Raw genomic sequence first — 26,789 nt, 5'->3', positions numbered from 1 at the left:
TGCGCAGTGGTTCTCCGCAATCAGGAGCGTGCATTACTAGACTGCAATTATGAGCCTGCATCTCACCGACGATCCTGCAGCCGATGAGCTGCTGACGAACAATCCACTCGCGCTCCTCATCGGTATGCTGCTCGATCAGCAGATCGCCATGGAGGTCGCGTTCGTCGGCCCGCTCAAGATTCAGCAGCGCGTGGGCGACGTCGATGCCCGTGCCATCGCCGAGACCGACCCCGACGCGTTCCTCGAAGCGTTCAAGCAGACGCCCGCGGTGCACCGGTTCCCCGGCTCGATGGCGACGCGCGTGCAGACGCTCTGCCAGACGCTGGTCGACGATTGGGGCGGCGACGCGGCGGCAATCTGGACCGCAGGCGACCCTGACGGCAAGACCGTGCTGAAGCGCCTCAAGGCCCTTCCCGGTTTCGGCGAGCAGAAGGCCAAGATCTTCCTCGCCCTGATCGGCAAGCAGCTCGGATTCTCGGGCGCGGGGTGGCGTGAAGCAGCCGGCGCCTATGGCGAGGAGGGTTCACGACGCAGCGTCGCCGACATCACTTCTCCAGAAACGCTGCTCGAAGTGCGTGAGACGAAGCGCGCGGCGAAAGCCGCCGCGAAGCAGGGGCGCACTGCATGACGCGCGAATCAGTGCGGCGTCGAACGACGGAGCCGACGTGCTGATGCCCGATGCACACGCGCTCAATGGCGCAACAACATTTACGCAATCGGCCGAACGCGTCGTCGCCTACCTGCGCGAGCACACTCCGCTCACCGACTGGTCGGTGTCACGCGTCGCGAACGGCGAGCAGATCCACGTGCACGTGCAGCATGACCAAGTGCTGTCGGTCGGCGACCGTGTCGACTGGAGCGAATCGTTCTGCAGTCGCATGTCGAACGGCGCCGCACACGTGGTTCGCGATTCCCGTGCCGATCCCGACTACGCCGACCTCACCGCAGCTGCCGATGTGGGCGCTTACGCCGGATACACGATCCGTGACGACAACGGCGACCTGTTCGGCGTGCTCTGCGGGGTACGGCCTGAACCGCTGCGCATCGAAGAGACGGTCGATGAAGAGCTGGTGCGGCTTCTCAGCGAGCTGCTCTCCACGCAGCTCGAGCTCTCGCGCAACATCGACCGCGAGCGTCGCAGCATCGCCATCGCCGACGCACTCGCCCACTCCGATGCGCTCACCGGGGTGCTGAATCGTCGGGGTTGGGATCGGGTCGTCGCCGACGCTCAGGAGCGCGTCGATGCCTTCGGCGATCCTGTCTCGATTGCGATCATCGACCTCAACGGACTCAAAGCCGTAAACGACCGCGACGGCCATGCCGCCGGCGACCGACTGATCGCTCGAGCGGCCGAAGCGTTGCAGGCTGCGGCGTCGCCCGCGCACCGCGTCGCCCGCATCGGTGGCGACGAATTCGCGATTCTGGCGAACGGCGTCACGACGCATCAGCTGCCCGCACACTTCCAACGTTTCGACGACGCACTGAACGCTGCGGGAGTCTCCGCATCGCTCGGGTGCGCCCCGGCGGTGCCGGGCGTCGCGACGGTCTTGGAAGCGATCTCGACCGCGGACGCGGAGATGTACGCGCAGAAGCACGCGGTCGGTATCTGACCTCAATCGCGCGAGGCCACGAGCGTCAGTCACGACAGTGCACGGTGCGTCGATGGCACCCCTGATCGGTGTACGCTCGTAGGGCTGCCCCCGTAGCTCAGTGGATAGAGCAACGGCCTTCTAATCCGTTGGTCGCAGGTTCGAATCCTGCCGGGGGCACACATGAACAACGCGCTCGCACCCCGTCGACCTGAGGGGTGCGAGCGCGTTTTCTGCAAGCTCGAGCTAGCCGCGCGCGAGGTGCTTCGGGCGCTCGAGGAAGAGCACCGCGACGACGCCGACGAGCATCACGATCGCGGGGAGCAGCAGCGTCTGCGACATCGCGTCAGAGAATCCGGGCACGATCTGTGCGGGCAGCTGCCCGCCACCGATGCCGCCCGCCGCGTCAGCGGCTCCGGGCAGGTTCGCTTCGAGACGCGCCTGGATGAACGCCGCGATCGCCGCCGAGCCGATCGCCGATCCGATGGTGCGGGTCGTGTTGTAGATGCCGGCTCCGGCCCCGGCCTGGCGCGGGTCGAGGTTGCGCGTCGCCGTGGTGGCGAGCGGGCCCCACATGCCCGCGTTGCCGACACCGATGAGGAACGACGGCAGCAGGTAGACCCAGATCGGGGTGTCGGCGTTCATGAGCGCCGAGTACCAGAACAGCGCGCCCGAGACGAGCAGCAGACCAGGGACGAGCAGGAAGCGGGCGTCGACGCGATCGAGCAGCCGACCGACGAGCGGCGAGAGCACTCCCGCAGCAACCGCCGTCGGCACCATGAGCAGTGCCGACTGCGTGGGGGTGAGGCCGCGCGCGAGCTGGATGAAGAACATCATCGGCAGCGTCATGCTGGTGACGACGAAACCCACGACGGAGATGCCGATGTTCGCGATCGAGAAGTTGCGATCGCTGAAGAGTCGCAGCGGCACCAGGGGCTCGCTGCGGGTCTTCGCTTGCTGCCAGATGAAGAGGCCCATGATCACCACGCCCGCAGCGATGGTGCCCCAGATCCATGCGGCCCAGTCGTACTTCTCGCCCTCCTGGAGGCCGAACACGATGAGGAACAGCGAGACCGCCGAGAGGAAGACGCCAAACAGATCGAACTTGTGCTCGTGGGTATCGAGCTGCGGCACGAGGATCGCGGCGAGCACGAAGCCGATGATGCCGACGGGCAGGTTGACGAAGAAGATCCACTCCCAGCCGAGGCCGTCGACGAGCAGGCCACCGGCGAGCGGACCAACGAGCAGTGCGACTCCAGAGGTGGCACCCCACAGCCCCATGGCCGCGCCGCGCTGAGCGGGCGGGAAGGTGCGGGTAATCACGGCCATGGTCTGCGGCGTCATGAGCGACGCACCGATCCCCTGCACCGCACGGAAGACGATGAGCCACTCAAGCGAGCCCGAGAGCCCGCACCCGAGTGAGGCGAGGGTGAAGATCACGAGGCCGACGAGGTAGACGTTTTTCGGCCCGAAGCGGTCGCCCAGGCGGCCGGTAATCAAGAGGGGCACGGCGTACGCCAGCAGGTATGCGCTGGTCACCCATACGACGTTGTCGAGGTTGTTGGTGTTGGGGTCGAGTGCCGCTTTGATCGCGGGGTTCGCGACCGAGACGATCGTCGTGTCGACGAGGATCATGAAGAAGCCGATGATCATCGCCCAGAGCGCGGGCCAGGGGCTACGCGGTGCGGTGTGCGACGTGCCGGTCGCCGCCGCGGGGGACGCTGCGCTGGAGGTGTCGGTCATTGCCGTGCTGCCTTTCGGAGTTGCAAGTAGTGCTCAGTGTGTGGTGAGGCGCCAGGGCCCCAGGGAAATGCTGGATCAGCCAGACGCTGCAGCAGCGTCTGCAACCACTGCAGGTCGGCGTATCTCATCGCCGCGGTTCGCTCGATCTCGATCACGTATTGCATCGGTGCGTGCGCTGCCGTCGCCGCGTCGAGCGCCTGCTCGGCGTGGGTGAGGCTCTCGGCGAGTGAGGATCGTCGCTGGGTGAGCAGCATCAGGGTGTCTTCGCGCGAGAGGTTGTGCGCCTCGGCGAGAGCCACTCTGAAGTCGGTCGCGCGATCCACCCGCGGCAGCTGCTCGCGCACCCAGGCCACCAGTGCTGCGTCACCGCGTTCGGTCAGCGAGTAGGTCGTGCGCTCGGGCCGGTTGCCGTCGCGGTCCACGCCAATCTCTGCGAGAAGCCCGTGCTCGAGCAGTCGCGCCACCGTGTGGTAAAGCGTGCCATTCGTCACTTTCAACAGCCGATCGCGCTCGCGGGCGCGCAGCAATCGCATCATCTCGTACGGATGCATGTCGCCCTCGCGCAGCAGCGCGAGGAGCATCACGCCGAGCGGCGTCAGCTTCGGATTCGTCATCTTCCTCCCGAATGGTCCACATGGAATATACCACTCTGAACAGCGACCCTCGACCAGTAAGATCTTGAGGTGCCCGCTTCCCACCGCCAGAAACTCCCCTTCGAGGTGTGGGCCTTGGTCGCCGGTGGTTTTACCGTGGCGCTCGGCTACGGCGTGGTGGCGCCCGCGATCCCTCAGTTCGCTCTCGAATTCGACGTCTCGAGCTTCGCCGCATCCGCCATCGTGAGCGCTTTTGCGCTGATGCGACTCGTATCTGCGCCGCTCGCAGGCTGGGTCGTCGGCAAGCTCGGCGAGCGCAGCACCTACATCATCGGCATCCTGGTCGTCGCCGGGTCGACAGGTGCCGCCGCCCTCGCCGTCAGCTACCCGCAGTTTCTCGTGCTCCGCGGCATCGGCGGCGTCGGCTCCGCCATGTTCACCGTCGCGGCGACCGCACTACTCATCAAGGTCAGCCCACCTCACGCTCGCGGGCGCGTGGCGAGTGTGAATGCCGCGGGGTTCCTGCTCGGCGGGCTCCTGGGGCCGGTGCTCGGTGGTGCGGTCGCCGTTTTCGGTCTCCGTGCTCCGTTTATCTGCTACTTCTTCACCCTGATCGCGGCGGCGACGGTCGTCGCGATCGCACTCCGCCGCTCTGCGGCTGCCGGCCGCACCCCGCGCGGCTCCCACGACGAACGCGCGGAGCTCACGCTGGGTGCGGCGCTTCGCATTCCGCAGTACCGAACGCTGCTCTGGTCGGTGTTTACCTTCGGATGGTCGTCGTTCGGCGTGCGCGTCTCGGTCATCCCGATCCTCGTCGCCGTCACCTTCCACGGAGACGCAACCATGGCCGCTTGGGTGCTCGCCGCCTACGCTGCCGGAAACGCGCTCTTGATCTTCCCCTCCGGGAAATGGAACGATACGGTCGGCCGCAAACCGCTGCTGGTCAGCGGAAGCGTCATCCTGACCGCCGCCTACGCCGCATTTCCCGCCGCGCCCGTGCTGTGGGCTGCCATCATCATCATGTTCGTCGCCGGCGCCGGGTCGGCACTGGTGAATCCCGGACAGCAAGCGGTGCTCGCCGATGTACTCGCGGGCCGACGAGGCGGCGCCGTGGTTGCCGGCTACTCGATGATGAGCGATCTGGGCGGCGTACTCGGCCCGCTGATCGCTGGCGCCATCGTTGACATCGCCGGTTTCGGCTGGGCGTTCGGCGTCACCGCAGCACTCATCGCCGTCGCGGCGCTCGCGTGGTCACTGACGCCGGCCTCACGACCGTTGCTCGATGACACGGGGACGCCCGGCCGGGCCTGACCTCGGGTCATCCCTCGAGGTCGTCGACCCCCGGAAGCCAGCTGAGCCCTGGCTTGCCCCACCCGTTCTTTCGCTGAGCCTTTTGGGCACCGCGATTCTCCGGGTGCACGAGTCGGTCGACGTACAGCAGCCCCTGCAAATGATCGAACTCGTGCTGCAGAATGCGTGCGAACCACCCCGATGCGCTGACCTCGTAGTGCTCGCCATCGATGTCTTGCGCACGCAACAGCGCTCGCGGTGACCGGCGCAGGGCGAACCGCTCGCCGGGGAACGACAGGCACCCCTCGATCTCGTTATCGTCAGGCAGTCCCGGCTCCGCGGGGGTGATCCAGAGTTCGGGGTTGATCGCGACGCCTCGCTCCGGTGCCTCGTCCTGATCCTCATAGATCCAGACGAACACCTGTTGGTCGACGCCCACCTGAGGCGCTGCCAGGCCGACCCCCGGAGCCGCAACAGTCGTCTCGAACATGTCATCGACGAGCGTGCGCAGGGTGTCGTCGAACGCGGTGACTGGGGCGGCAGGACGATGCAACACGGGCTCGCCAGAGATCACGATGGGAAGAACAGCCATGCCCGCCAGTTTACGGCGTCGCCCGTGCCAGCCGCGCCGCCCTCGAGCCCGCCCGGCGATCCAGCAGCCGAATGCACGCGACTAGACTGGAGCGATTGCGAGCGATCACCGACGCTCGATACGCAGCAGCGAGGAGCAATCGTGCCGAACACGCCAGCGGACCAGATCGTCTGGATCGACTGCGAGATGACAGGCCTCGACGTTGACGCCGATGGGCTCTGCGAAATCGCGGTCATCGTCACTGATTTCGACCTGAAACCACTCGACGCCGGCTTCGAAATCGTCATCAACCCGGGCGAAGCCGCACTCGCGCACATGAACGACTTCGTGCGCTCGATGCACGAGAAGTCGGGGCTGCTGCCGAAGATCGCCAGCGGCGCGACCCTCGCCGACGCCGAACAGCAGGTCATCGACTATCTGAAGCGGTTCGTCACGGCCGGCCGTCGCCCGCTCGTCGCCGGCAACACGATCGGCATGGATCGCCGGTTCATTGCGAAGTACCTGCCGACGCTCGAAGAGCGACTGCACTACCGCAGCGTCGACGTATCGACCATCAAGGAGCTCAGCCGTCGCTGGTACCCGGCCGGATACTTCGCAGCCCCGGAGAAGCGCGGCGGCCACCGAGCGCTCGCCGATATTGCCGAGTCCATCCAAGAGCTCGCCTACTTCCGCGACGCCGTGATGGTCGCGCAGCCCGGGCCCGACAAAGCGGCCGCGACCGATCTCTCACGCGCCGCGATGGAACGCTACGCCAGCCTCATCGACACCGAGCAGGCTGAGCCCGAACAGCAGTAGTCCCACTCCCCCGCGCCCACTACAGTTAAACCTGGACTGGGCAATGCGTGCCCACAGCATTGGGGGATGCATGAGTGACAGCAGTACCGCCGCAACGCTCGCGGATGGATCGACACCACGACGGAAACGACAGTTCGGCGGGCTCAGCATTCAGTCGAAGCTGCTCATCATGCTGCTCGGCGTGAGTCTCATCTCGTCGATCGTGGTGGGCGCCATCGGCTTCGTGAACGGGCGACAGTCGCTGCAGGATTCCGCGATCGATCAGGTCACGACGATCCGCTCGATGCGTGCCACGGAGGTTGAGACCGCCGTGAAGGCGTTCCGTCTCGATGCGTCCCTGCAGTCGCGCAACCTGAGCGCGCAGACGCTGTCACGCGAGATGAACGCCGCGTTCGACGAGTTGCAGAGTCGCCCGGCACTCACCGAGGCTCAGGATGCGCAGCTCACCGGCTACTATCGCGACACATTCATTCCCGAACTCGAAAAGCGCGCCGATCACGCCTACGGTGACGAGGCGTTCATTCCCGACTCCACGGCGGGCAAGTACCTGCAGACGCAGTACACGGTCAAGAACGAGACGCTCGATGACGCGGGCTACGACGCTCAGCTGCGATCGAACGACTCGGGCGACGGTTCAAGCTACTCGGCCGCAGCCGATCGCTATGGCGACTACCTCACCCGCCTCATCGATCAGGCCGGATACGAGGATGCGCTGCTGCTGAACCTCGACGGCGACGTCGTGTACTCGGCGTTCAAGGGCATCGAACTCGGCACCAATCTCAACTCGGGCCCGTACCGCGATACCTCCTTCGCTGAGAAGTACCGAGCCGCGATCGCGACGAACACCGTCGATACCGTCGCGATGACCGACTTCGAGCGTTGGATCCCGTCGCTGAACGTACCCGCAGTCTGGGTGATCTCGCCCGTCGGCAACGACAGCGGCATCACCGGCGCACTCGCCTTCCAGGTGTCGATCGATCGCATCAACGATGTGATGACCGGAAACGAGCAGTGGAAGCAGCAGGGTCTCGGCAACACCGGCGAGGTGTACCTCGTCGGCCGCGACAACCTCATGCGCAGCAACTCGCGTCTGCTCATCGAGGATCCCGAGAACTACGCTCAGCTCGCCATTGATGGGGGCAACTCCCCCGCGGTTGCCCAGCGCATCATCGACGTGGGCGGCACCACCATGCTGCAGGAGATCAACACCCCCGCGATCGAGGCGGCAAAGGCCGGCGAAAGCGGCGCCATCGTCGGTCGCGATTACGTGGGCAAAGAAAGCATCTCGGCGTACGCGCCACTCGACATCGAAGACGTCGACTGGATGATCGTTGCGCGCATTAACACGTCCGAGGCGTTTGCTCCGGTCACCGAATTCACCCGCAATGTGCTGCTCTCGCTGCTCGGAATTCTCGTCGCGGTGTCACTCCTTTCGCTCGTGCTCGCGCAGGTCTTTACCCGCCCGATCCGCCGCCTGGTTGACGCAACGCACCACATTGCTGAGGGTGACCTCGACGTGCGCGTACCCGATGCATCGCGCGACGAGTTCGGCGGTCTCGGCAGCGCGTTCAACGACATGGCATCGAGCCTGCGCTTGAAGCAGGATCTGATCGACGAGCAGCGCGTCGAGAACGAGAAACTGCTGCACACCCTGATGCCCGAGAGCGTCGCGGCCCGCTACAAGCAGGGCGATGAGGCGATCAGCGAGGCGCACGAGAACGTCTCGGTGGCGTTTGCCGAGCTCGTCGGATTCGACGACTATGCGCGCGGCCTCACCCCTGAAGAGGAGATCAGTCAGCTCAATACGCTGATGCGCGGATTCGATGAGGCGGCCGAGAAGGCCGGCGTCGAGAAGGTGCGCACGTTGCGCGGCGGCTACCTCGTCTCATCCGGTCTCGTTGTGCCGCGCGTCGACAACGTGCGCCGCAGCGTGGAGTTCGCGAAGTCGCTCTTGACGGTCGTGGAGCGCTTCAACGCGCAGAACCGTTCCTCGATCTCGGTGCGCGCCGGTGTCGACACCGGCACCGTGACGAGCGGCCTCGTCGCCCGCACGACCCTCGCCTACGACCTGTGGGGCGATGCCGTGAGCCTGGCCTACCGAGTGCGCTCGGTCACCGGCGACCCCGGTGTGTACGTGAGCCAGACCGTGTACAACCGCACGCAAGAGATCTTCGAGTACGTCGAGGCCGGCACCGTCGAGTCGCGCGGCGAGCACGAGACGGTCTGGAAGGTCGCCTGATATGGCTGATCTCTTCGCTCAGGCGTGGACGTGGTGGATCATCGTCCTCGCCGTCGGCGTGCCGGTAGTGCTCGTCGGGCTCACGGAACTCATCACGTTCCTGGCGCGTCGCCGCCACCCGCTTGCGGGGCCGGTGCGGTTCTTCCGCAACTGGGTCATCCCGTCGGGGGCCCTCTTCGCCCTGCTCGCATTCGCGATCACCTCCCCCGCCGAACTCGTGTGGGTGCGCGTCGCCGCAACGGTCTTCGGCTTCCTGCTAATCCTGCTCGTGCTGTCGTCGTTCAACGCGGCACTCTTCGCGAACGCGAAGCCCGGATCGTGGCGAGAGCGCATTCCGTCGATCTTCATCGAGATCGCACGCCTGGTGCTGGTCGTCGTCGGGCTCGCGATTCTGTTCTCCTGGGTGTGGGAGGCCGACGTCGGCGGCCTGTTCGCCGCTCTGGGCGTCACATCGATCGTCATCGGCCTTGCACTGCAGAACGCCGTTGGCGGCGTGATCTCTGGCCTGCTGCTGCTCTTCGAGCAGCCGTTCAAGATCGGCGACTGGCTCGACACCGGCAGCGTGCGCGGTCGGGTCGTCGAGGTCAACTGGCGTGCGGTGCACATTGAAACGGGATCTGGCATTCAGATCGTGCCGAACTCCACGCTCTCGGGTGCGTCGTTCACGAACCTCAGCGAACCCGCCGGCCCCTACTTCGCCACGTCAGCAGTGAAGTTCACGACCGACGATCCGCCGCACGAGGTCATGGCGCTTCTGGTCGAGGTGGCGAATGCACTGCCGATGAAGCGCCGCGGCGAGAGCGCAACGGTCGACTATTCGGGAAATGCGGCGTTCGAAGTCTCAATCCCGGTTGACGGCCCGTCAGATGCGCAGCGGGCTCAGACGCTATACCTGTCATGGCTCTGGTATGCGGCGCGTCGACGCGGCTTCGCGCTCGACGGCGACTCCACGGATCCGATCGCCGAGCCCGAACGCCTGGACGCTGCAATTGAGTTCGTCGCGCCCACGCTGCACCTTCGCGAAGATGGTCGCGAACTCGTGCGGAAGACCGCGCGACTCGAGCGCTACGGTGTGGGCGAGGTCGTTCTGCCGACCGGCGCGGTCCCCAATGCGGTGCAGGTGGTCGTGTCCGGCCGCGCATCGGTGGCGCTCGAGTCAGATGGCGGGCGCCTGGAGTTCACCTCTGCGGGGCCGGGAGACCTCGTCGGACTGACGGCATTGACGCGTGAGCCGTCTCACGCAGTTGTGGTCGCTGGTGAAATCCTGACGGTGCTGTCGCTGCCCATCGACACCATCGACGCACTCATCGCGTCACGACCGCGACTGGCGGCCGAGATCGGCGAATCACTCGATCTCAAGCGCAAGCTGGCCGCCGAAGCCGCGCAGCAGATCGGCATCAATCGCGGCATCATTCGACGCACGTAACCGCGAATGCGGCCCCCGGTCTCGCGCAACACGCCGAGACGCAGCGGGGGCCGCGCGGATTGGCGTTCGATCGCGGCATTGGGTTATGATGATACGGTTGCCTGGTTCGCTTCGGCGGGTCAGAACAGCATGGTGGCTATAGCTCAGTCGGTAGAGCACCGGCTTGTGGTGCCGGTGGTCGCGGGTTCAAGTCCCGTTAGCCACCCCAAGAAATACGAAGCCCGTTTCGCACTGGAATCCAGTTGCGAAACGGGCTTCGTTGTTCGTTTTCACGCACACGCGGAGCGACGATCACGGTGGGCCAGGGATGGCCTCCCCGCGATGTCCCCCTCAGCGCGCAGCGGCGCGACGCGCAATATCTCCGTGGGTGTAACTTGCGAGCGGATTGAGTCCCGCCTTCTGCCGCAGCGCGGCGCGCAGCAGGTGCCGCAGGTGCGACCACTTCCCCGCACGCACGACGCGCGTGCGCAAATCGTACGTGTCCGTGTACGCAACACGGGGTGCCCAGATGGGCTTGCGTCGACGGTTGCCCAGCGACGACGTGAGATGCAGAAAGACCTGAGCGCTCGCCAATGCCGAAGCTACGTCGACGCCGACCGAGATCGAGGGCAATGATGCCGGAGCGTGTGCCTCGTCCCCCTGCACCGTCGCGAGCGACCGCAAGTCGGTGTAGGCGGGAATGTAGGGCAAGCAGCGCGCAAAATCGACACCGAGTTCGGCGATTTCATCGAGCGGCGCTTGATCGCTGAAGCCGCGGTACCGCTCGAAGGTCCACGCGGACTGCGGATCGAACGAGGTGACCTGGGCCGCGAATCCGATGTTCATCGCGAGCACATCCGGGATACCGATTCGGCGCGCCTCGCGAGCGACGAGGGTGCCGATGTCGGGCATCGTCATCTCGGTCTCGTCGAGCACGACCGAAGCGCCGTGCATGAATTCCTGCACATTCTCCGCGCTCACGCCGTCGGTGAAGAGATCGATCTTCGCCTCAGGATTGATGTCGTGCAGCCGCTCACGAAATACCTCGGCCTTGCTGCGCATGAAGGTGGAGTGCACCGCGCCGTCGACACGGTTCACATTCTCGGGCTCGAAGACTTCAGGGTCGGCGATACTGAAGCTGCCCACGCCCATGCGCGCGAGCTTCAGCCCCAGCTGGAACCCGACGCCGCCCACGCCAGCGATCGCGACGCGGGATCGCGTCAGAGCCAGTTGCTCGTCTTCGCTCCAGAACCCGTAATTGCGCGCGAACTCGAGTTCGTGCGCTGCGCGACTTGTCACAGCGCCGGCTCCGAGAGCACGCGTTTCGGGGCACGCCCCACGAACAGCATGCCGGGCTCAGCGGCCCGGTACTGGTCGATGAAGTCACCGCCCCGCGCGTTGACGCGCGCAGCCGATGCCGGAATGTCAATCTCGATGGGCAGGTTGTAGTCGAGATAGTGCTCCACGTAGCGCGGTTCGCCGATTCTCGAGATCGCAATGGAACCGTGAAGATGCCGCTCGAGCCAGGGCTCGATGATGGCGAAGGTCCGCTCGAGACCGTGATTGGCAACGTAGGCCAGCATGACGGCAAAGAGGTGCCACTGCGCCATCTCTTGCATCACGGCCTTTTCATGGCGCGCGATCACACGAGAGACCTCGACGCTCACGGTGTTCAGGTCGCCCGGGCTGAACGAATCGGGGCAGAAGTCTTCGACCGGCAGCGGGTGATCCTCACCGCGAATGATGAGTCGCGACACGCCGATCACGCGCACTCCGTCAGCGTGATTCTCGAACACGGCAAACGTCGCTGATCGGGCGTCATCGGCATCGCGGTCGGTGCCGTCGTCTTGCAGCTCGCTCGCATCGAGTTGACCGGTCTGATCGACGTACACCCGGCGACGCAGATCGAAGTGAGCGAGGTACTCCCGCTCGAACCCGGGAAGCGGCACGTCGTGCACGGCAATGAGCCCGACGGCCAGGCGCGATGCCGGGTTGTCAGCGAAGACGTCAGAATCGACGACGGGAATGACGTCGTGATTCGTGACGGAACGGTCGATATGAGACAACGCCGGGGCCCTCCTGAGGCTGCATAGCTGTGACGGCCATGGAAATCATGAATCCCCGGGCGATGACCGCGAACGACTCCTGTGTACTCTCATTTTGCACTAATTGCGATACCCCGTGCACGGATTGCGGTGATCGGCGCGTCGCGAGATAACACGCACGGAACTCATGACATATCGCGCGCGCCTGAATTGACGGAAACACGCGAGTGATAGCATGTGGCAACTACGGTCGTCGACGATGGGGGGAACGGTGCAGGGAGAGAATTGGAACCGGGCGAGCAGTGTGCGCTCCCGCCCGGGCTTCGATGACGCGCGCTCGAAAATGCTCTCCGCCGCGGTGCAGCACGTCGAGTCCGTTGGCCTGACCCTCGGTGTCACCGCCGGCCTGATCGAACAGATTGCAGGCAACGCCGGCGTCAGCAACAAGCAGTTCGCGCAGGCCTGGCCGACGCACGAGGCGTTCCTCGCCGACCTCTTCACCGAGCTCGCGAATCAAGCGCAGATCGACCGGGCCGACACCGAGACGCTGCTCACGACGTGGCAGTACCTCAGCATGCGGGTCGGCGACCTGCGGTCGGTCGAGGGCCGACGCAGCGTGCTCATCGACATCATCCGCACCGCTGCGGAGTACAACTTCGATGTCATCACCGCCTCCAGCAAGTGGCGCACCTACGCCGCCCTCTCCACGACCATCACGGCGTGGCCAGATGGCGAAGCACGCACGCGCGTGCTCGACGCGTTGCGCGCGAGCGAAATGTCGTTCGTCGAAACCATGGAAAACTTCTACCGCAACGTACTGCCTACCGTGGGCTACCGTCTCAAGCCGATGTTCCACAACGACTACCAGCCGTTCGTCGTCGCCGCAGCATCGGTCATCGAGGGCTTGGGCATCGTGCGTGCGACGGTTCCGTCGCTTGTGCAGGCCCACTTCACTCGCGAGACCGAAACCGAGGCCGAATCCTGGTCAGTTTCCGCGCTCTCCTTCATGGGAGTCGTCGACGCTTTTATCGAGCGCGACCCCGAGTTCGATGCCGATGAGGCCATTTCGCGCCTGAGTTCCGGCGTCGACGTCACCCCGCCTTCGGAGAACAACTCCTACTGACCGTCAGTGCCGCTCGCATCAGCGGCACCCACGACCGATGGTCAGGAGATATCGGCGACGATGCCTCGGCGACGCAGTCGATCGAGCGTCAGCGCCAGGCTGACTGGGCGACCGAAGTAGTACCCCTGTGCATCGCGCACTCCGAGACCGATGAGAATGTCAGCCATCGCTCGACTCTCGATGCCTTCGACGATCACGGTGTGGCCGAGGTTATCGCCGAAAGACTGCAGCGCTTTGACGACCTCGCGCTGGCGCGCATCGTCGAGGTTGTCGATCAGGCCCTTATCGATCTTGAGGATATCCATCGGAAAGTGCACGAGTGCGCCGACGACGGAGTCGTCGGAACCGTAGTCGTCGAGTGCGAGCAGCACTCCGGCGCGCTGCAGGCGCTCGGCATCGTGCCGCAGATCATCGGTCACGGTGCGCAGTGATCGCTCGTTGAGCTCAATGCACAGCTTGATCTCGGGGTAGGCCTGCGCAGCTTCTCGAATGAACGGACCCAGCTGGTTTTCGCTGATCTGCCCCAGCTCGAGGTTGACCGTCATGCACTCGACCGATGGTTCGATCGCACGAAACTGCTCGGCGGCTTCGAGTGCCTTACGGATGACCTGCTGCGTCAGTTCGTTCATGAGCCCCAAGCTCTTCGCGCGCGCGATGAGCGAGGGCGCCGAGATCGGGCCGAGTTCGGGGTCGACGTAGCGCGTCAAGGCTTCGAACGCCCACAGGCGGTTGGTCGACATATCGACGATCGGCTGGAACGCGAGCATCAACCGGTTGTCGCGAATCGCACGCGCGACAATTTCGTTCAGACGCGTCGAACGATGCGAGGAGACGCTCACGCTGCTGCTCTCGACGACGCTCCCCTGCCGTCGCGTGCGCTTCGCGTGCAACATCGTGCGATCAGCGTCTTCGACGAGTGACTGCGCGTCGATCTCTCGATGACTGGAGAACGCCAAGCCAGCGCTCACCACGGGCCGCATGAGGTGACCTTCGAGATCGATCTGCTCGCTGAGCGCGGCGACGATCTGATCGGCGGAGTCCTTCGCTTGATCGATCGAGACGAGGCCGGTCAAAATCACCACGAATTCATCGCCACCGACGCGTGAGACGAAGTCGCCACCGCCGGCCGCGCGCTGCAGTCGGCGCGCAATCGCGCACAGCAGTTCGTCGCCGGCCCGGTGGCCGTAGTTGTCGTTCAGCTTCTTGAAGTTGTCGAGGTCGAGGAAGAGCAGGGCAATGCCCTCGTGATAGGGGCGGTGCTCGTTCGCTTCGACGAGCGCCTTCTGAAAGGCACCGTAGTTGGGCAGGCCGGTCAGCGGATCACTGTTCGCCCGCTGTTCGAGCGTGTCCACTTCCTCCTGCATGCGCGCCGCCTCGGTAGCGAGGTGCGCGAGCGTCGAGAGGGTGCGCTCGTCATCCCTGCTGAACGTTCCCCCGCCAACCTTGCCCGACGCCACGAGAAACTGATCGACACCCGACTCGACGCGCACGGGCGCACCGATCTCTCGGCGCTCGGGGGCGCCACCGCGCAGTTCGACCTCGTCGGCGTGCACGATCGCCTGCGCGCGGTCGCGCAGCACCCCTGCCAGCGCTTCACCGCTTTGCCGGGGGAACTCGATGGCCGCATCGACAACAGCGTGCAGACGGGCCTCCACGTCATCGGAGCGCGAGCGCTGCGCGAGCACGTAGAAGATCGATCCGGCGAGCAGCACCACGAACGGGGTCAGGCTCACGTTGGGGTCGCCCTCGAGCCAGGAGATCACTGACGCATCGACGTAGTTGATCAGAATGGCCGCTGCGGCGACGATGCAGATGACGACGAGCACCCGCAGCGGACGTACCGCCGAGGTGATGACGCTGCGGTCGGAGGCGGATCGCGTGCGCTGACGCACGAACTCAACGATCAGGAAGACGGAGTAGTACGCCGCCGTTGCCAGCACGAACGCGGCGACGAACCAGATGCCGAGTGCGGCGAAGCCGATCCGCACCCCCACGAACGCACAGGCACCGAGCGTGCTCACGCCGGTGAGATAGCAGGCGTGCACGAGGTTGCGGCGCATGATGGTCTGCGAGATGAGCACCCCGATCGCCCACACGCAGATGCCGAGAAACGGTGCGCCGTGCATCGGCTCGATCGCGAGCATCACGATGGATACGCCGACCACCGGGTATCCCCGGTCGTACCCGATGCGCAATTGGAAGGGCCCGCAGATGATCACGCTGGCGATCACGGTGAGCACCAGCGTCCAGGATTTCGGTTCCGATCCGGCGAGCGCCACGACACCGATGACGACCGCGGCGACCGCGATCACGATGAACGGCGCAGCGAAGACCCGGTCTCGCGCCGTCGTTGATTCGCGTCCCACCACGACCCCATTCCCGAATATGCCTGTCGCAGCAGTGTAATTGCGAGTGGCAGCAGCTCATTATGGCATGCGCGGGATGTCGCGACTCACCTATTCGTCACCCGCGAATGAGTCGTTCTGTGTAGGGTGAAGACATGCTCGAGATCTCGCACGAGGACTTCGAATCCCTGGTCGCCGATGGCCTCGATTCGCTGCATGACGACATGCTCGCGCAACTCGACAACGTCATCTTCCTTGTTGAAGACGAACCGGCAGACGGGAGCGACGTGCTCGGCGTCTACGAAGGATTCTCCTTGGCTGAGCGCGGCGTCTACGGGTACGGCGAAGAGCCGGATCGCATCATTCTCTTCCGGGAGAATCTGCTGCGGCACTGCGCCGACCATGACGAATTGGTGCACGAGATCCGTGTCACGCTGGTGCACGAAATCGCGCACTTCTACGGCATCTCAGAATCGCGCATCCACGAGCTCGGATGGGGATGACCATGCAGGCGACGGATGCGCAGCGCAGCGAACAGCTGGCGACACGCCACGAGCCGATCTGGCAGACCGTGGTGTGGGACGATCCGGTGAATCTGATGTCGTACGTCTCGTACGTCTTCCAGCAGCACTTCGGGTTCTCACGGGAGCGCTCGGAGGAACTCATGCTGCGTGTGCACCACGGTGGCAGCGCGGTGGTCGCCGAGGGCGCTCGCGAGGCGATGGAAATGCACGTCGAAGCGATGCACGGCTACGGTCTCTGGGCGACCGTGCGCCAGGGAGGAACCCCATGAAGCTCCTCCCGATCCCTGGCACCGGCTTGCGACTGCTGCTCGACCACGACGAAGCCGCGATGCTCGACCAACTCATCACGCAGCTCACACAGCTGCTGCAGAGCCACAGCAGCACCGCGCTCGATCCCGACCCGCTGTTCGCGAGCCTCGAAGTGGGCGGATCGGACGAGACTCCCGAGGATCCGGCGCTCGCTCGACTGTTTCCCGACGCCTACGAGGATTCCGACGAGTCTGGCACGTTTCGCAGCGTCACCGAACAGGGGCTCATCAATCGCAAACTGCAGGATGCGATGGAGGTGACCGCGGCACTCGGACTCGGCGCCGATGCCATCGACGAGACCTCCGCGGTCGAAGTGGAGATCACCCCTGCATCGTTGCCTGCCTGGGTGCGCACCGTCACCGCACTGCGGTTGGCGATCGCCGCCCGCATCGGTCTCGATGAAGCTGAGGATCGCGAACGGCTGCTCGAGCAGGAGGACTCGCGGGGCACCGTGCTCGTGTTCGACTGGTTGGCCGCGATCCTCGAATCTGTACTGGCCATCTTCGCGTCGGTGACTGCGGACACCGCGGGAGATCACAGCGACGACGAAGTCGAGTGAGACCGGCTATCCCTGATCAGGCCCCGGGGCTTCCAGGGAACGCGGGTCGACGACGGCCCCGCGACCGGTGAGCAGGCTCGCCGAGGTGACACCGTCGGTACCGAACCGACCCCGCACCTCATCCACCGCGTGATCGACCGCGCGCCAGCCGTCGTCATCGCTCCACAGCGCCGCAAGATCGCTGCCTGCGGCGACGAGTTGCTCGGCACGCACGCCGATCAAGCGCACCGCTCGACCACCGCGGTCGACACCCTCGAACAGTTCTTTCGCGGTCTGGAAGATGCGCTGGGTCGCGTGCGTGGCTTCTCCCAGCGTTCGGGAACGGGTGATGGTGTCAAAGTTGCCCCAGCGCACTTTGATCGAGATCGTGCGCGATTCGAGCCCGGCTGCGCGCAACCGCTCACCGGCGCGCGTCGCCAGTCGCAGCAGCTCGCGGTGTAGCACGGCCACATCCGAAACGTCGTGGGCGAAGGTCTCCTCATGCCCGATGCTCTTTTCGACTCGCGTCGTCTCGACCCGGCGCGCATCGCGACCGTTCGCGAGGTCGTGCAGGCGCTGCGCGCTGGCGCGCCCGACGATGCGCTCGAGAGTTGCGAGCGGCTCACGAGCGAGCTCCCCCACCGTGTGGATCGCTCGCGCGTGCAGCGCGCGTTCGGTCGCCTGCCCGACTCCCCACATCGCTCCGATCGGGAGGGGGTGCAAGAACTCGAGCGTGCGCGCGGGGGGAATCTCGAGGATGCCATCGGGTTTCGCCCGCTGGGACGCGAGCTTCGCGATGAACTTCGTGCCGGCCAGCCCCACCGAGGCGGGGAGCCCTGTGCGCTCGCGCACGCGCTCACGGATCGCACGCGCGATCTCCATGGGAGCGCCGAAGAGCCGCACGGTGCCCGCGACGTCGAGGAACGCCTCGTCGATGCTCAGCGGTTCGACCAGGGGCGTGAACTCCTCGAAAACGGCCATCACCGCACGCGATGCCTCGCGGTACTTCGCGTAGGTGGGAGTGACGAGCACGAGCTGCGGGCAGAGCTGCTTGGCGCGTGCGACCGGCATCGCCGACCTCACACCGAATTTTCGCGCCTCGTAGCTGGCACTGGACACCACGGACCGCGAGGTGTCGTGCGCCGCAGCGACCGGCAGACCGCGTAGCTCGGGGCGTTCGAGCAGTTCCACGGAGACGAAGAACGAGTCCATATCGACGTGCAGCATCGAGGCGATCTCACGCGGCGCTTCGAACATACGTACTATTTCACCACGTCAGCGGGTCAGCTGCCAGTCTCGAGCACGAGTCGCGCGAGTTCCTCTTCGACCACGAGCTCCGTCACGATTCGTGCGGCAAGCGCACCGCGCAGACTGTCGCGTTTCGCCGTGCCCGACACGACGCACAGGCGACGCGGAATCCGTCGCACGACGTCGAGCGACGGCCCGCTCGACCGTTCATTCATCGCGATTCCGTCAGTGCTGCCGTCGCTGCGGTAGAAGACCGTGCCGCAATCGCCGACGACGCCCGATCGCACGAGATCCTGCAAATCATCACGGTCGAGGTATCCGCCGGAGTAGATACGGGATCTGGGGTCTCCGATACGAGATCCCAGACCGAAGACGTACAGGTCGCTCGACGCCTGGAGCTCGAGCACCCGGCTCACGGATCGCTCGCGCCACATTGCACGACGAGTGTTCGGGTCATCAAAGATTGCAGGAACCGAGAACTGATAGACCGAAGCGGCGAAAGCATTGCCGAAGCCGCCGAGCAACTCGGCTGCGTACGACACCCCCGTTGTGCGCACATTCGCCGCGCCGTTCATCTGCACGATGCGCGCCTCGTGCGCGGTCTTCGACGGCAGGTGCCGCGCCACGGCGCTCATCGTGGCGCCCCAGGCGACGCCGATGGTCGTTCGGTCTCCGACCGCCGCCGCGACCCGGTAGGCGGCCGTGCGCGCCGTGCGCTCCAGACGATCGGCCTCACTCGCGCGCACTGGTGACGACACGACGTGCGCCGTGATGCCGTAGTGCTCGGACAGGCGCTGCTCGAGCTGGGAACGCGCCTCCTGGGGCGAGTGCACCTGAATCTCGACGAGGCCGGTGTCGCGCGCGTAGGTGAGGAGCCGCGACACCGACGAGCGGGAAACCCGCATCTCTTGGGCAATCGCCTCCATGGTGAGGTTCTGCAGGTAGTAGAGCTGCGCCGCACGCAGTGCTTCCCGTGATTTGGACGGATTTGCAGACACCGGTGCCCCTTTCGTCGCATGAGATGAACACATCATGCACATACGTGCAACGGTCTTGCAACTCAGTGCACGAGTGGAGGAAGCTGAGGCCAACGCTGAAAGGTTTGGAGCTATGAACGATCGCACCCCGACTATTCGCCCTGCTGTCACGCGACTGCAGGATCGCCCGCACGCCGATGTGCTGATCATCGGTGGGGGCATCAACGGGATCGCGACCTTCCGCGAGCTGGCGCTCCAGGGCGTCGATGTCGCGCTCGTCGAGCGCGGAGACTTCGTATCGGGCGCGTCGTCGGCGTCGAGCCACATGGTGCACGGTGGGGTGCGCTATCTCGAGAACGGCGAGTTCCGGCTCGTGCAAGAGGCGGTGACCGAGCGCAATCGCCTGCTCCGCACGGCACCGCACTACGTGCGACCGCTGAAGACGACCATCCCCATCTTCTCGACGTTCTCGGGCATCCTGTCGGCTCCGTTCCGCCTCCTCGTGACGCACGGTCGCGGCAAGCCGAACGAGCGCGGCGCCGCCCTGATCAAGATCGGCCTCACGCTCTACGACACCTTCTCCCGCGATGGCGGCCAGGTTCCGCGCCATCAATTCCACGGCAAGCGCCGCTCGCTCAGCGCGCTGCCGCAGCTGAACGACGGCATCAAGTACACGGCGACCTACTACGACGCGTCGATGCACGACCCCGAGCGCCTCGCGCTCGACGTGCTGCACGACGGCGCCGTCGCCGGCGGTGACCGCGCACGCTCGGCGAATTACCTCCCCGCGGTCGGTTTCGAGAACGGCGCAGTGCAGTTGCGCGACGAAACCACCGGCGACGAGTTCGATTTCACCGCCAAGGTGATCCTGAACACCAGCGGCCCGTGGACCGACCTTACCAACGCCGCTCTCGGCGAGCGCACGCAGTTCATGGGCGGCACGAAAGGTTCGCACATCGTGCTCGACCACCCCGAGCTGCTCGCGGCCACCGGTGGCCGCGAGATCTTCTTCGAGCACTCAGACGGCCGCATCGTGCTGATCTACCCGCTCAAGGATCGCGTGCTCGTCGGCACCACCGACATCAACGCGGACCCGAGTACCCCCATGAGCGCCACGGCCGACGAGGTCGACTACTTCTTCGACCTCATCTCGCACGTCTTCCCGAAGATCACCGTCGACCGTTCGCAGATCGTGTACACGTTCTCCGGAATCCGGCCGCTGCCGCGCCACGACGACACGGCCCCCGGCTTCGTCTCGCGCGATTACCGCATCGTCGCCTCGGAGCGCGCGGGCGTGCCGCTCCTCAGTCTCGTCGGCGGCAAGTGGACGACGTTCCGTGCGCTCGCCGCGCACCTCGCGAACGACACTCTTGCGCTGCTCGGTGTCGAACGCACCGTGGGTACCGAGACGCTCGCGATCGGTGGCGGCAAGAACTTCCCGCGCTCGCAGTCCGCGCGCACCCGGTGGGTCGCCGAGCACGCTGACGGCACCGACCGCGCGCGTACCGAGCAGTTGCTCGAGCGCTATGGAACGCGCGCCGACGAGATTCTCGCCGCGGCACCGGAGGATTCCACTGACCTCCCGCACCTCCCGGGCTACACGGCCGCAGAGCTCGCGCACCTCGCTGCGACGGAAGACGTCGTGCACCTCGACGATCTCCTGCTGCGACGCACCTCGATCGCCTTCGTCGGCGGCCTCACGCTCGAGCGCGTGCGCGCCGCCGCCGAGGCAATCGCCGAGGCACTGAACTGGGATGCCGCGCGCGTCGATGACGAAATCGCCCGCACGGTCCAACTGCTCCGCACCGCCCACCGTATCGACGTCGAACGCGGAGGCGTTGTCGTAGATATCTAATCCGGTTCGGTCCGCGGGGGCGCCGCACTACCTTCGGCTCCCCCCGCACTCCATCACCACCCGCGAACGCCATCAGCGTTCGCACTCCCGAAAGGTCAAAGACGACATGCCAGATGTCAACCTCGGTCTGTATTTCCTCTCAGAGCTCGTCGGCACGGGGCTCCTCGTGCTGCTCGGCTGCGGCGTCGTCGCGAACGTCGCCCTCGCCAAGACGAAGGGCAACGGAGGCGGCTTCCTCCTCGTGAACTGGGGCTGGGGCCTCGCCGTATTCGTCGGCGTGCTGGGTTCCGCATATTCGGGAGCTATCCTGAACCCCGCCGTCGGCGTCGGCCTGGCGATCGCTGGCAAGATCAGCGTGGTGCAGTTCCTGGTCGCCACTGCGGCCGAGCTGATCGGCGCGATCATCGGCGCCGTGCTCTGCTGGGTCGCGTACCGCTCGCACTTCGATGAGGAGCCGGACGCCGCCGCCAAGCTCGGCGTCTTCTCGACCGGCCCCGCGATCCGCACGCCCTTCGGCAACTTCCTGACCGAGGTCATCGGTACCTTCGTGCTCGTCTTTGCCGTCTTCGCCTTCGCCGACTACGGCGACATCCAGGTCGGAGTACCCGGGGGTCTCGGGCCGCTCACCGCACTGCCGGTCGCACTCGTCGTCGTCGGCATCGGCGCGTCGCTCGGCGGCCCCACCGGTTACGCCATCAACCCAGCCCGTGACCTCGGCCCCCGCATCGCGCACGCGATTCTGCCGATCAAGGGCAAGGGCTCGAGCGACTGGGGCTACGCCTGGATTCCGGTCGCGGGCCCGCTCGTGGGCGGCGCGATCGCCGCACTCTCAGCCCCCGCACTGCTCGGATTCGTCGGCGCAGCCTAGGCTCGCAGACATCGACACGCAACGAAGCTGACCCGAAAGGAATCCCATGTCCGAATACATCATCGCTATCGACCAGGGCACCACCTCGAGCCGCGCCATCATCTTCGACAAGAAGGGCTCGATCATCTCCGTCGGCCAGAAGGAGCATGAGCAGATCATGCCCCACGCCGGCTGGGTCGAGCACGACGCCTCCGAGATCTGGGGCAATGTGCAAGAGGTCATCGGCGTCGCCCTCGGACGCGCCGACCTCACCCGCCACGACATCGCGGCGATCGGCATCACCAACCAGCGCGAAACTGCGGTGGTCTGGAACCGCAAGACGGGTGAGCCCGTCTACAATGCGATCGTCTGGCAAGACACCCGCACCCAAGACATCGTCGACCGCCTCGCAGCCGACGGCGGCACCGATCGCTTCAAGAGCATCGTCGGGCTCCCCCTCGCCACCTACTTCTCGGGTACGAAGGTCGCCTGGATCCTTGAAAACGTCGAGGGGGCTCGCGAAGCCGCCGATGCCGGCGATCTGCTCTTCGGCACGACCGACAGCTGGGTCATCTGGAACCTGACCGGCGGCGTCGACGGCGGCGTCCATGTCACTGACGTGACCAACGCCTCGCGTACGCTCTTCATGGACCTCAAGACGCTCGAGTGGCGCGATGACATCCTCGAGGCCTTCGGTGTGCCGCGCTCGATGCTCCCCGAGGTCAAGTCGTCGTCCGAGGTCTACGGCGTCGCGAAGAACTCCTCGCTGTTGCGCGAAACTCCGATCGCGGGCATCCTCGGCGACCAGCAGGCGGCGACCTTCGGCCAGGCAGCGTTCACTGCCGGCGAGTCCAAGAACACCTACGGCACCGGCTGCTTCCTGATCTTCAACACGGGCGAAGAGATCGTCCACTCGAAGAACGGGCTGCTCACCACGGTCGGCTACAAGCTCGGCGACGGCCCCACTCACTACGCGCTCGAAGGTTCGATCGCCGTGACCGGGTCGCTGATCCAGTGGTTGCGCGACCAGCTCGGGATCATCGAGAGCGCTCCCGAGGTCGAGCAGCTGGCCGATTCCGTACCCGACAACGGCGGCGTCTACATCGTTCCGGCTTTCTCGGGGCTCTACGCGCCGTACTGGCGGCCGGATGCGCGCGGCGCGATCCTGGGGCTCACCCGCTACGCGAACAAGGGCCACATTTCGCGTGCGGCGCTCGAAGCCGTGGCGTACCAGACGCGCGACGTGCTCGACGCGGTGAACGCGGATGCCGGCGTGGACCTCACTGAGCTCAAGGTCGACGGCGGCATGGTCGCGAACAACGCGCTCATGCAGTTCCAGGCCGACATCCTCGGCGTTCCGGTCGTGCGCCCGGTGGTCGCCGAGACGACCGCGCTGGGCGCTGCCTACGCCGCGGGCCTCGCTGTGGGCTACTGGTCGGGTCTCGACGATCTCTCCGCCAACTGGCAGGAGGATCGTCGCTGGGAGCCGGAACTCGATTCGGCCGAGCAGGAGCGCCTGCTGCGCCAGTGGCGCAAGGCCGTGACCAAGTCGATGGACTGGGTCGACGAGGACGCGCGCTAACCGCCTCTCCGCGCAACGAAACGGGCGGTCGGTGCTCCATGCACCGGCCGCCCGTTTCGTTGTCTACCGGGGTGAGCTACTCGGCTTGAGCACGCTCGAGCACGAGTTCGCGCACGCGCGCCGCGTCGGCCGAGCCGCGCATCGCCTTCATCACGGCACCGATGATCGCGCCGGCGGCCTGCACCTTGCCGTCGCGGATCTTGGCGAGCACGTCGGGCTGCTCGGCAAGCGCCGCATCGACAGCCGCGACGAGCGCGCCCTCGTCGGAGACGATCGCGAGCCCGCGCGCCTCCACGATCTCGGAGGCGGTGCCTTCGCCGTCAATGATGCCGGTGATGACCTGGCGCGCCAGCTTGTCGTTGAGGGTGCCGTCGTCGACGAGCGCGACGACGGAGGCGACCTGCTCGGGCGTGATCAGGTCGGCGGACGCTGCGGAGCGCTCGTTCGCGATGCGGGCGATCTCACCCGTCCACCACTTGCGCGCGGTCTGGGCCGGCACGCCGGTGGCGACGGTAGCCTCGATGGTGCCGAGCAGACCCGCGTTCACCAGGTCCTGGAACTCGAGCACCGAGAACTGCCAGTCGTCGCGCAGGCGGCGACGGCGCAGCGTCGGGTGCTCGGGCAGCTGCGCCCGCAGCTCCTCGACCAGCTCGCGAGACGGCGTGAGCGGGGCGAGGTCGGGCTCCGGGAAGTAGCGGTAATCATCGGCGTCGCTCTTCGGGCGTCCTGGCGAGGTCTCCCCCGTGTCTTCGTGCCAGTGGCGCGTCTCTTGCGTGATCGTGCCACCCTCGGAGAGAATCTTCGCCTGACGCTGGATCTCGAATCGGACCGCTCGCTCGATCGAGCGCAGCGAGTTCACGTTCTTCGTCTCCGTGCGCGTGCCGAGCACCGACATACCGGCCCCCTCGTTGCCACGGGGGCGCAGCGAGACGTTCGCGTCGCAGCGGATGTTGCCGCGCTCCATGCGGGCATCCGAAATGCCGAGCGCCACGACGATATCGCGGATTGTCGACACGTAGGTGGCGGCGATCTCGGGGGTGTCGGCTTCGCCGCCGAAGATCGGACGCGTCACGATCTCGACGAGGGGCACACCTGCGCGGTTGTAGTCGACGAGGGAGTACTCGGCGCCCTGGATGCGTCCGGTGGACCCGCCGATGTGGTTGAGCTTGCCGGCGTCCTCTTCCATGTGCGCGCGCTCGATCGGCACGTGGATGACTCGGCCCGATGCGAGCTCGATCTCGACCGATCCGTCGTGCGCGATCGGGTCGTCGAACTGCGAGATCTGGTAGTTCTTCCCCATGTCGGGGTAGAAGTAGTTCTTCCGCGCGAAGCCCGAGACCTCGGCGATGTCGCAGCCGAGCGCGAGACCGAGGCTGATCGAATAGCGCACCGCCTCATGATTAAGCACGGGAAGCGAGCCGGGCAGACCGAGGCAGACCGGCGCAAGGTTCGTGTTCGGTTCCGAGCCGAATACGTTGGGCGCGGGCGAGAACATCTTGGTCTTCGTGTTGAGCTCGACGTGCACTTCGAGGCCGATGACCGGTTCGAAGAGTTCGAGGGCTCGTTCAAAGTCGAGCACGGGCGTTTTCGCCATTAGAGCGCCGCCTTTCCGGCCGCAGCCGCTGCGAGGGATGCCGCGTCGAGCGACGGAGCCTGCGCCCAGAAGGGTGAGCCGTCGCGGTCGGCGATAAGTCGTTCGATCGCGCTGCCGGCGCGGTAGAGCCGCGCGTCCTCGAACGCGGGAGCCATGAGCTGCAGCCCGACTGGCAGGCCGTCTTCAACGGCGGTGCCGATCGGCAGGCTGATGCCCGGGATGCCGGCCAGGTTGGCGGGAATCGTCGTGGCATCGTTCAGGTAATCCTGCAGCGGGTCACCGGCGTGGGCACCCAGCGCCCAGGCGGTGGTGGGAGCGGTCGGCGAAGCGATGACGTCGACCTGGTCGAACGCCGCAGCGAAATCGCGCTGGATCAACGTGCGTACCTGCTGCGCGCTGCCGTAGTAGGCGTCGTAGTAGCCCGCGGAGAGCGCGTAGGTGCCGAGGATGATGCGTCGCTTCACTTCGGCGCCGAACCCTGCGGCTCGCGTCGCACTCATGACGCTCTCGACGGTGCCGCCGCCCTCGGGTGCGACGCGGAGTCCGAAGCGCACGGAATCGTACTTCGCGAGGTTGCTCGAGGCCTCCGCAGGGAGGATCAGGTAGTACGCGGCCACGGCGTACTCGAAGTGGGGTGCGTCGATCTCGACGATCTCAGCGCCCTGGGCCTCGAGCAGCGCGAGCGCTTCTTCGAAGCGCTGCTTGACGCCGGCCTGTACGCCGTCGACCATGAGCTGCTTCACGACGCCGACGCGCAGCCCGCGCAGCGATGCCGGGTCGGCACCGTCACGAGCCGCCTGAGCCATCGACGGCCAGGCGAAGTCGAGCGAGGTCGAATCGTGGTGATCGTGCCCCGCGATCACATCATGCAGCAGCGCCGTGTCGAGCACGGTGCGCGCGCACGGACCGATCTGGTCGAGCGAGGAGGCGAGCGCAATCGCGCCGTAACGGCTCACGCCGCCGTACGTCGGCTTCACGCCGACGGTGCCGGTGAGCGCAGCGGGCTGGCGAATCGAGCCGCCGGTATCTGATCCCAGAGCCACGGGCGCCTCGAACGCGCCGACCGCCGCTGCGGAGCCACCGCCCGAGCCGCCGGGCACTCGGTCGAGCTGCCAGGGGTTCAGCGTCGGACCGTAGGCCGAGTTCTCGGTGGATGACCCCATCGCGAACTCGTCCATGTTTGTCTTGCCGATGGAGACCAGTCCAGCTGCGCGGGCGCGAGCCACTGCGGTCGCATCAAACGGCGAACGATAGCCCTCGAGAATCTTGGAACCCGAGGTCGACGGCATATCGGTGGTGACCAGTACGTCCTTGACCGCGAGCGGCACGCCGGCAAGCGCACCGAGCGATTCGCCGGCGGCGCGACGAGCATCGATCGATCGCGCAGCCGCGAGCGATGCTTCGGCATCGGTCGCGAGGAAAGCATTCAGTGCGGGGTCAACCGCCGAAATGCGGTCGAGATGCGCGCGGGTGGCCTCTTCCGAGGATACGTCGCCACTGGCGATCTTCGCAGCCAGGTCGGCCGCAGTCAGCTGTGTCAGTTCAGTCATAATGCG

The 26,789-nt window shown here is 65.9% G+C and carries 23 protein-coding genes and 2 tRNA genes; 15 read left to right on the top strand and 10 right to left on the bottom strand.

Annotation, left to right across the window (positions count from 1 at the left end; genetic code table 11):
- Window positions 1-49 precede the first annotated feature (49 nt).
- From AMS67_RS15840 to AMS67_RS15830, 3 genes are all read left to right on the top strand, one after another.
- Complete coding sequence (locus AMS67_RS15840) at window positions 50-628, top strand: HhH-GPD-type base excision DNA repair protein (RefSeq protein ID WP_053388202.1); 579 nt, start codon at window positions 50-52, stop codon at window positions 626-628.
- Between the two features lie 43 nt (window positions 629-671).
- Complete coding sequence (locus tag AMS67_RS15835; RefSeq protein WP_075201480.1) at window positions 672-1,610, top strand: GGDEF domain-containing protein; 939 nt, start codon at window positions 672-674, stop codon at window positions 1,608-1,610.
- An 86-nt stretch (window positions 1,611-1,696) separates the two neighbouring features.
- Window positions 1,697-1,769: transfer RNA gene (locus tag AMS67_RS15830), tRNA-Arg, on the top strand.
- A gap of 66 nt (window positions 1,770-1,835) precedes the next feature.
- On the opposite strand, the gene AMS67_RS15825 is transcribed toward AMS67_RS15830, so the two are convergent.
- Window positions 1,836-3,332: a DHA2 family efflux MFS transporter permease subunit gene (locus tag AMS67_RS15825; protein ID WP_053388200.1), complete on the bottom strand. Its 1,497-nt coding sequence runs from the start codon at window positions 3,330-3,332 to the stop codon at window positions 1,836-1,838.
- Window positions 3,329-3,946 (bottom strand): PadR family transcriptional regulator, encoded by a 618-nt coding sequence (locus AMS67_RS15820; protein ID WP_053388199.1) that lies wholly within the window; start codon window positions 3,944-3,946, stop codon window positions 3,329-3,331. The genes AMS67_RS15825 and AMS67_RS15820 overlap by 4 nt, the downstream gene beginning before the upstream one ends.
- 69 nt (window positions 3,947-4,015) lie before the next feature.
- Here AMS67_RS15820 and AMS67_RS15815 point away from each other — a divergent pair, with 69 nt between their 5' ends.
- Entirely contained in the window at window positions 4,016-5,236 is a 1,221-nt protein-coding gene (locus AMS67_RS15815; RefSeq protein ID WP_053388198.1) for an MFS transporter, read from the top strand.
- 7 nt (window positions 5,237-5,243) lie between these two features.
- On the opposite strand, the gene def is transcribed toward AMS67_RS15815, so the two are convergent.
- A complete protein-coding gene (gene def, locus AMS67_RS15810) occupies window positions 5,244-5,807 on the bottom strand; it encodes a peptide deformylase (protein WP_053388197.1) in 564 nt (187 codons plus the stop codon).
- Between the two features lie 141 nt (window positions 5,808-5,948).
- On the opposite strand from def, the gene orn reads away from it, so the two are divergent.
- From orn to AMS67_RS15790, 4 genes are all read left to right on the top strand, one after another.
- Window positions 5,949-6,602, top strand: a complete 654-nt coding sequence (orn, locus tag AMS67_RS15805; RefSeq protein WP_075201449.1) for an oligoribonuclease — start codon at window positions 5,949-5,951, stop codon at window positions 6,600-6,602.
- Between the two features lie 70 nt (window positions 6,603-6,672).
- The gene (locus AMS67_RS15800) at window positions 6,673-8,841 is read left to right on the top strand and encodes an adenylate/guanylate cyclase domain-containing protein (RefSeq protein ID WP_053388196.1); all 2,169 of its coding nucleotides are present in this window, start codon (window positions 6,673-6,675) and stop codon (window positions 8,839-8,841) included.
- A gap of 1 nt (window position 8,842) precedes the next feature.
- Entirely contained in the window at window positions 8,843-10,267 is a 1,425-nt protein-coding gene (locus AMS67_RS15795; protein WP_053388195.1) for a mechanosensitive ion channel domain-containing protein, read from the top strand.
- A 132-nt stretch (window positions 10,268-10,399) separates the two neighbouring features.
- Window positions 10,400-10,475 (top strand) — tRNA-His (locus AMS67_RS15790).
- A gap of 122 nt (window positions 10,476-10,597) precedes the next feature.
- Here AMS67_RS15790 and AMS67_RS15785 read toward each other — a convergent pair.
- Together AMS67_RS15785 and AMS67_RS15780 are read right to left on the bottom strand one after the other, a co-directional pair.
- A complete protein-coding gene (locus AMS67_RS15785) occupies window positions 10,598-11,545 on the bottom strand; it encodes a ThiF family adenylyltransferase (RefSeq protein WP_053388194.1) in 948 nt (315 codons plus the stop codon).
- Entirely contained in the window at window positions 11,542-12,312 is a 771-nt protein-coding gene (locus tag AMS67_RS15780; protein ID WP_053388193.1) for a hypothetical protein, read from the bottom strand. Before AMS67_RS15780 ends, AMS67_RS15785 begins: the two co-directional genes overlap by 4 nt.
- A gap of 250 nt (window positions 12,313-12,562) precedes the next feature.
- On the opposite strand from AMS67_RS15780, the gene AMS67_RS15775 reads away from it, so the two are divergent.
- Window positions 12,563-13,414: a hypothetical protein gene (locus tag AMS67_RS15775; RefSeq protein WP_241488117.1), complete on the top strand. Its 852-nt coding sequence runs from the start codon at window positions 12,563-12,565 to the stop codon at window positions 13,412-13,414.
- A 41-nt stretch (window positions 13,415-13,455) separates the two neighbouring features.
- Here AMS67_RS15775 and AMS67_RS15770 read toward each other — a convergent pair whose 3' ends face one another.
- Entirely contained in the window at window positions 13,456-15,780 is a 2,325-nt protein-coding gene (locus AMS67_RS15770; protein ID WP_156316704.1) for a putative bifunctional diguanylate cyclase/phosphodiesterase, read from the bottom strand.
- Window positions 15,781-15,914: 134 nt separating this feature from the next.
- Here AMS67_RS15770 and AMS67_RS15765 point away from each other — a divergent pair, with 134 nt between their 5' ends.
- The 3 genes from AMS67_RS15765 to AMS67_RS15755 are packed head-to-tail and all read left to right on the top strand — an operon-like array spanning window position 15,915 to window position 17,151.
- Window positions 15,915-16,262, top strand: coding sequence for a metallopeptidase family protein (locus AMS67_RS15765; protein ID WP_053388191.1), 348 nt, complete (start codon window positions 15,915-15,917; stop codon window positions 16,260-16,262).
- 2 nt (window positions 16,263-16,264) lie between these two features.
- Window positions 16,265-16,552, top strand: coding sequence for an ATP-dependent Clp protease adapter ClpS (gene clpS / locus AMS67_RS15760; protein WP_370726597.1), 288 nt, complete (start codon window positions 16,265-16,267; stop codon window positions 16,550-16,552).
- Window positions 16,549-17,151, top strand: coding sequence for a DUF2017 family protein (locus AMS67_RS15755; protein ID WP_053388189.1), 603 nt, complete (start codon window positions 16,549-16,551; stop codon window positions 17,149-17,151). The genes clpS and AMS67_RS15755 overlap by 4 nt, the downstream gene beginning before the upstream one ends.
- Window positions 17,152-17,157: 6 nt before the next feature.
- Here the strand turns inward: AMS67_RS15755 and dinB are convergent, their stop codons facing one another.
- Both dinB and AMS67_RS15745 read right to left on the bottom strand, forming a co-directional pair.
- Window positions 17,158-18,387 carry a DNA polymerase IV gene (dinB, locus tag AMS67_RS15750; protein WP_053388188.1) on the bottom strand — a complete coding sequence of 410 codons (1,230 nt, stop codon included), beginning with the start codon at window positions 18,385-18,387 and terminating at the stop codon, window positions 17,158-17,160.
- 26 nt (window positions 18,388-18,413) lie between these two features.
- Window positions 18,414-19,409 carry a sugar-binding transcriptional regulator gene (locus tag AMS67_RS15745; protein ID WP_053388347.1) on the bottom strand — a complete coding sequence of 332 codons (996 nt, stop codon included), beginning with the start codon at window positions 19,407-19,409 and terminating at the stop codon, window positions 18,414-18,416.
- Window positions 19,410-19,488: 79 nt separating this feature from the next.
- Between AMS67_RS15745 and AMS67_RS15740 the strand changes: the two genes are divergently transcribed.
- The 3 genes from AMS67_RS15740 (at window position 19,489) to glpK (ending at window position 23,639) form a co-directional block, all read left to right on the top strand.
- Window positions 19,489-21,210 carry a glycerol-3-phosphate dehydrogenase/oxidase gene (locus AMS67_RS15740; protein WP_053388187.1) on the top strand — a complete coding sequence of 574 codons (1,722 nt, stop codon included), beginning with the start codon at window positions 19,489-19,491 and terminating at the stop codon, window positions 21,208-21,210.
- Between the two features lie 106 nt (window positions 21,211-21,316).
- Window positions 21,317-22,078, top strand: a complete 762-nt coding sequence (locus AMS67_RS15735) for an MIP/aquaporin family protein (RefSeq protein WP_053388186.1) — start codon at window positions 21,317-21,319, stop codon at window positions 22,076-22,078.
- Window positions 22,079-22,124: 46 nt separating this feature from the next.
- The gene (gene glpK / locus AMS67_RS15730; protein ID WP_053388185.1) at window positions 22,125-23,639 is read left to right on the top strand and encodes a glycerol kinase GlpK; all 1,515 of its coding nucleotides are present in this window, start codon (window positions 22,125-22,127) and stop codon (window positions 23,637-23,639) included.
- 76 nt (window positions 23,640-23,715) lie between these two features.
- On the opposite strand, the gene gatB is transcribed toward glpK, so the two are convergent.
- Together gatB and gatA are read right to left on the bottom strand one after the other, a co-directional pair.
- The gene (gatB, locus tag AMS67_RS15725; RefSeq protein ID WP_053388184.1) at window positions 23,716-25,233 is read right to left on the bottom strand and encodes an Asp-tRNA(Asn)/Glu-tRNA(Gln) amidotransferase subunit GatB; all 1,518 of its coding nucleotides are present in this window, start codon (window positions 25,231-25,233) and stop codon (window positions 23,716-23,718) included.
- Complete coding sequence (gene gatA, locus AMS67_RS15720; protein ID WP_053388183.1) at window positions 25,233-26,783, bottom strand: Asp-tRNA(Asn)/Glu-tRNA(Gln) amidotransferase subunit GatA; 1,551 nt, start codon at window positions 26,781-26,783, stop codon at window positions 25,233-25,235. Before gatA ends, gatB begins: the two co-directional genes overlap by 1 nt.
- Window positions 26,784-26,789: the final 6 nt, after the last annotated feature.

Source organism: Leucobacter japonicus, from assembly GCF_001273855.1.
In the GTDB taxonomy this organism is placed as follows: domain Bacteria; phylum Actinomycetota; class Actinomycetes; order Actinomycetales; family Microbacteriaceae; genus Leucobacter; species Leucobacter japonicus.
Note: the sequence above shows the minus strand (reverse complement) of the source record. Positions and strands in the feature narration are given on the sequence as shown.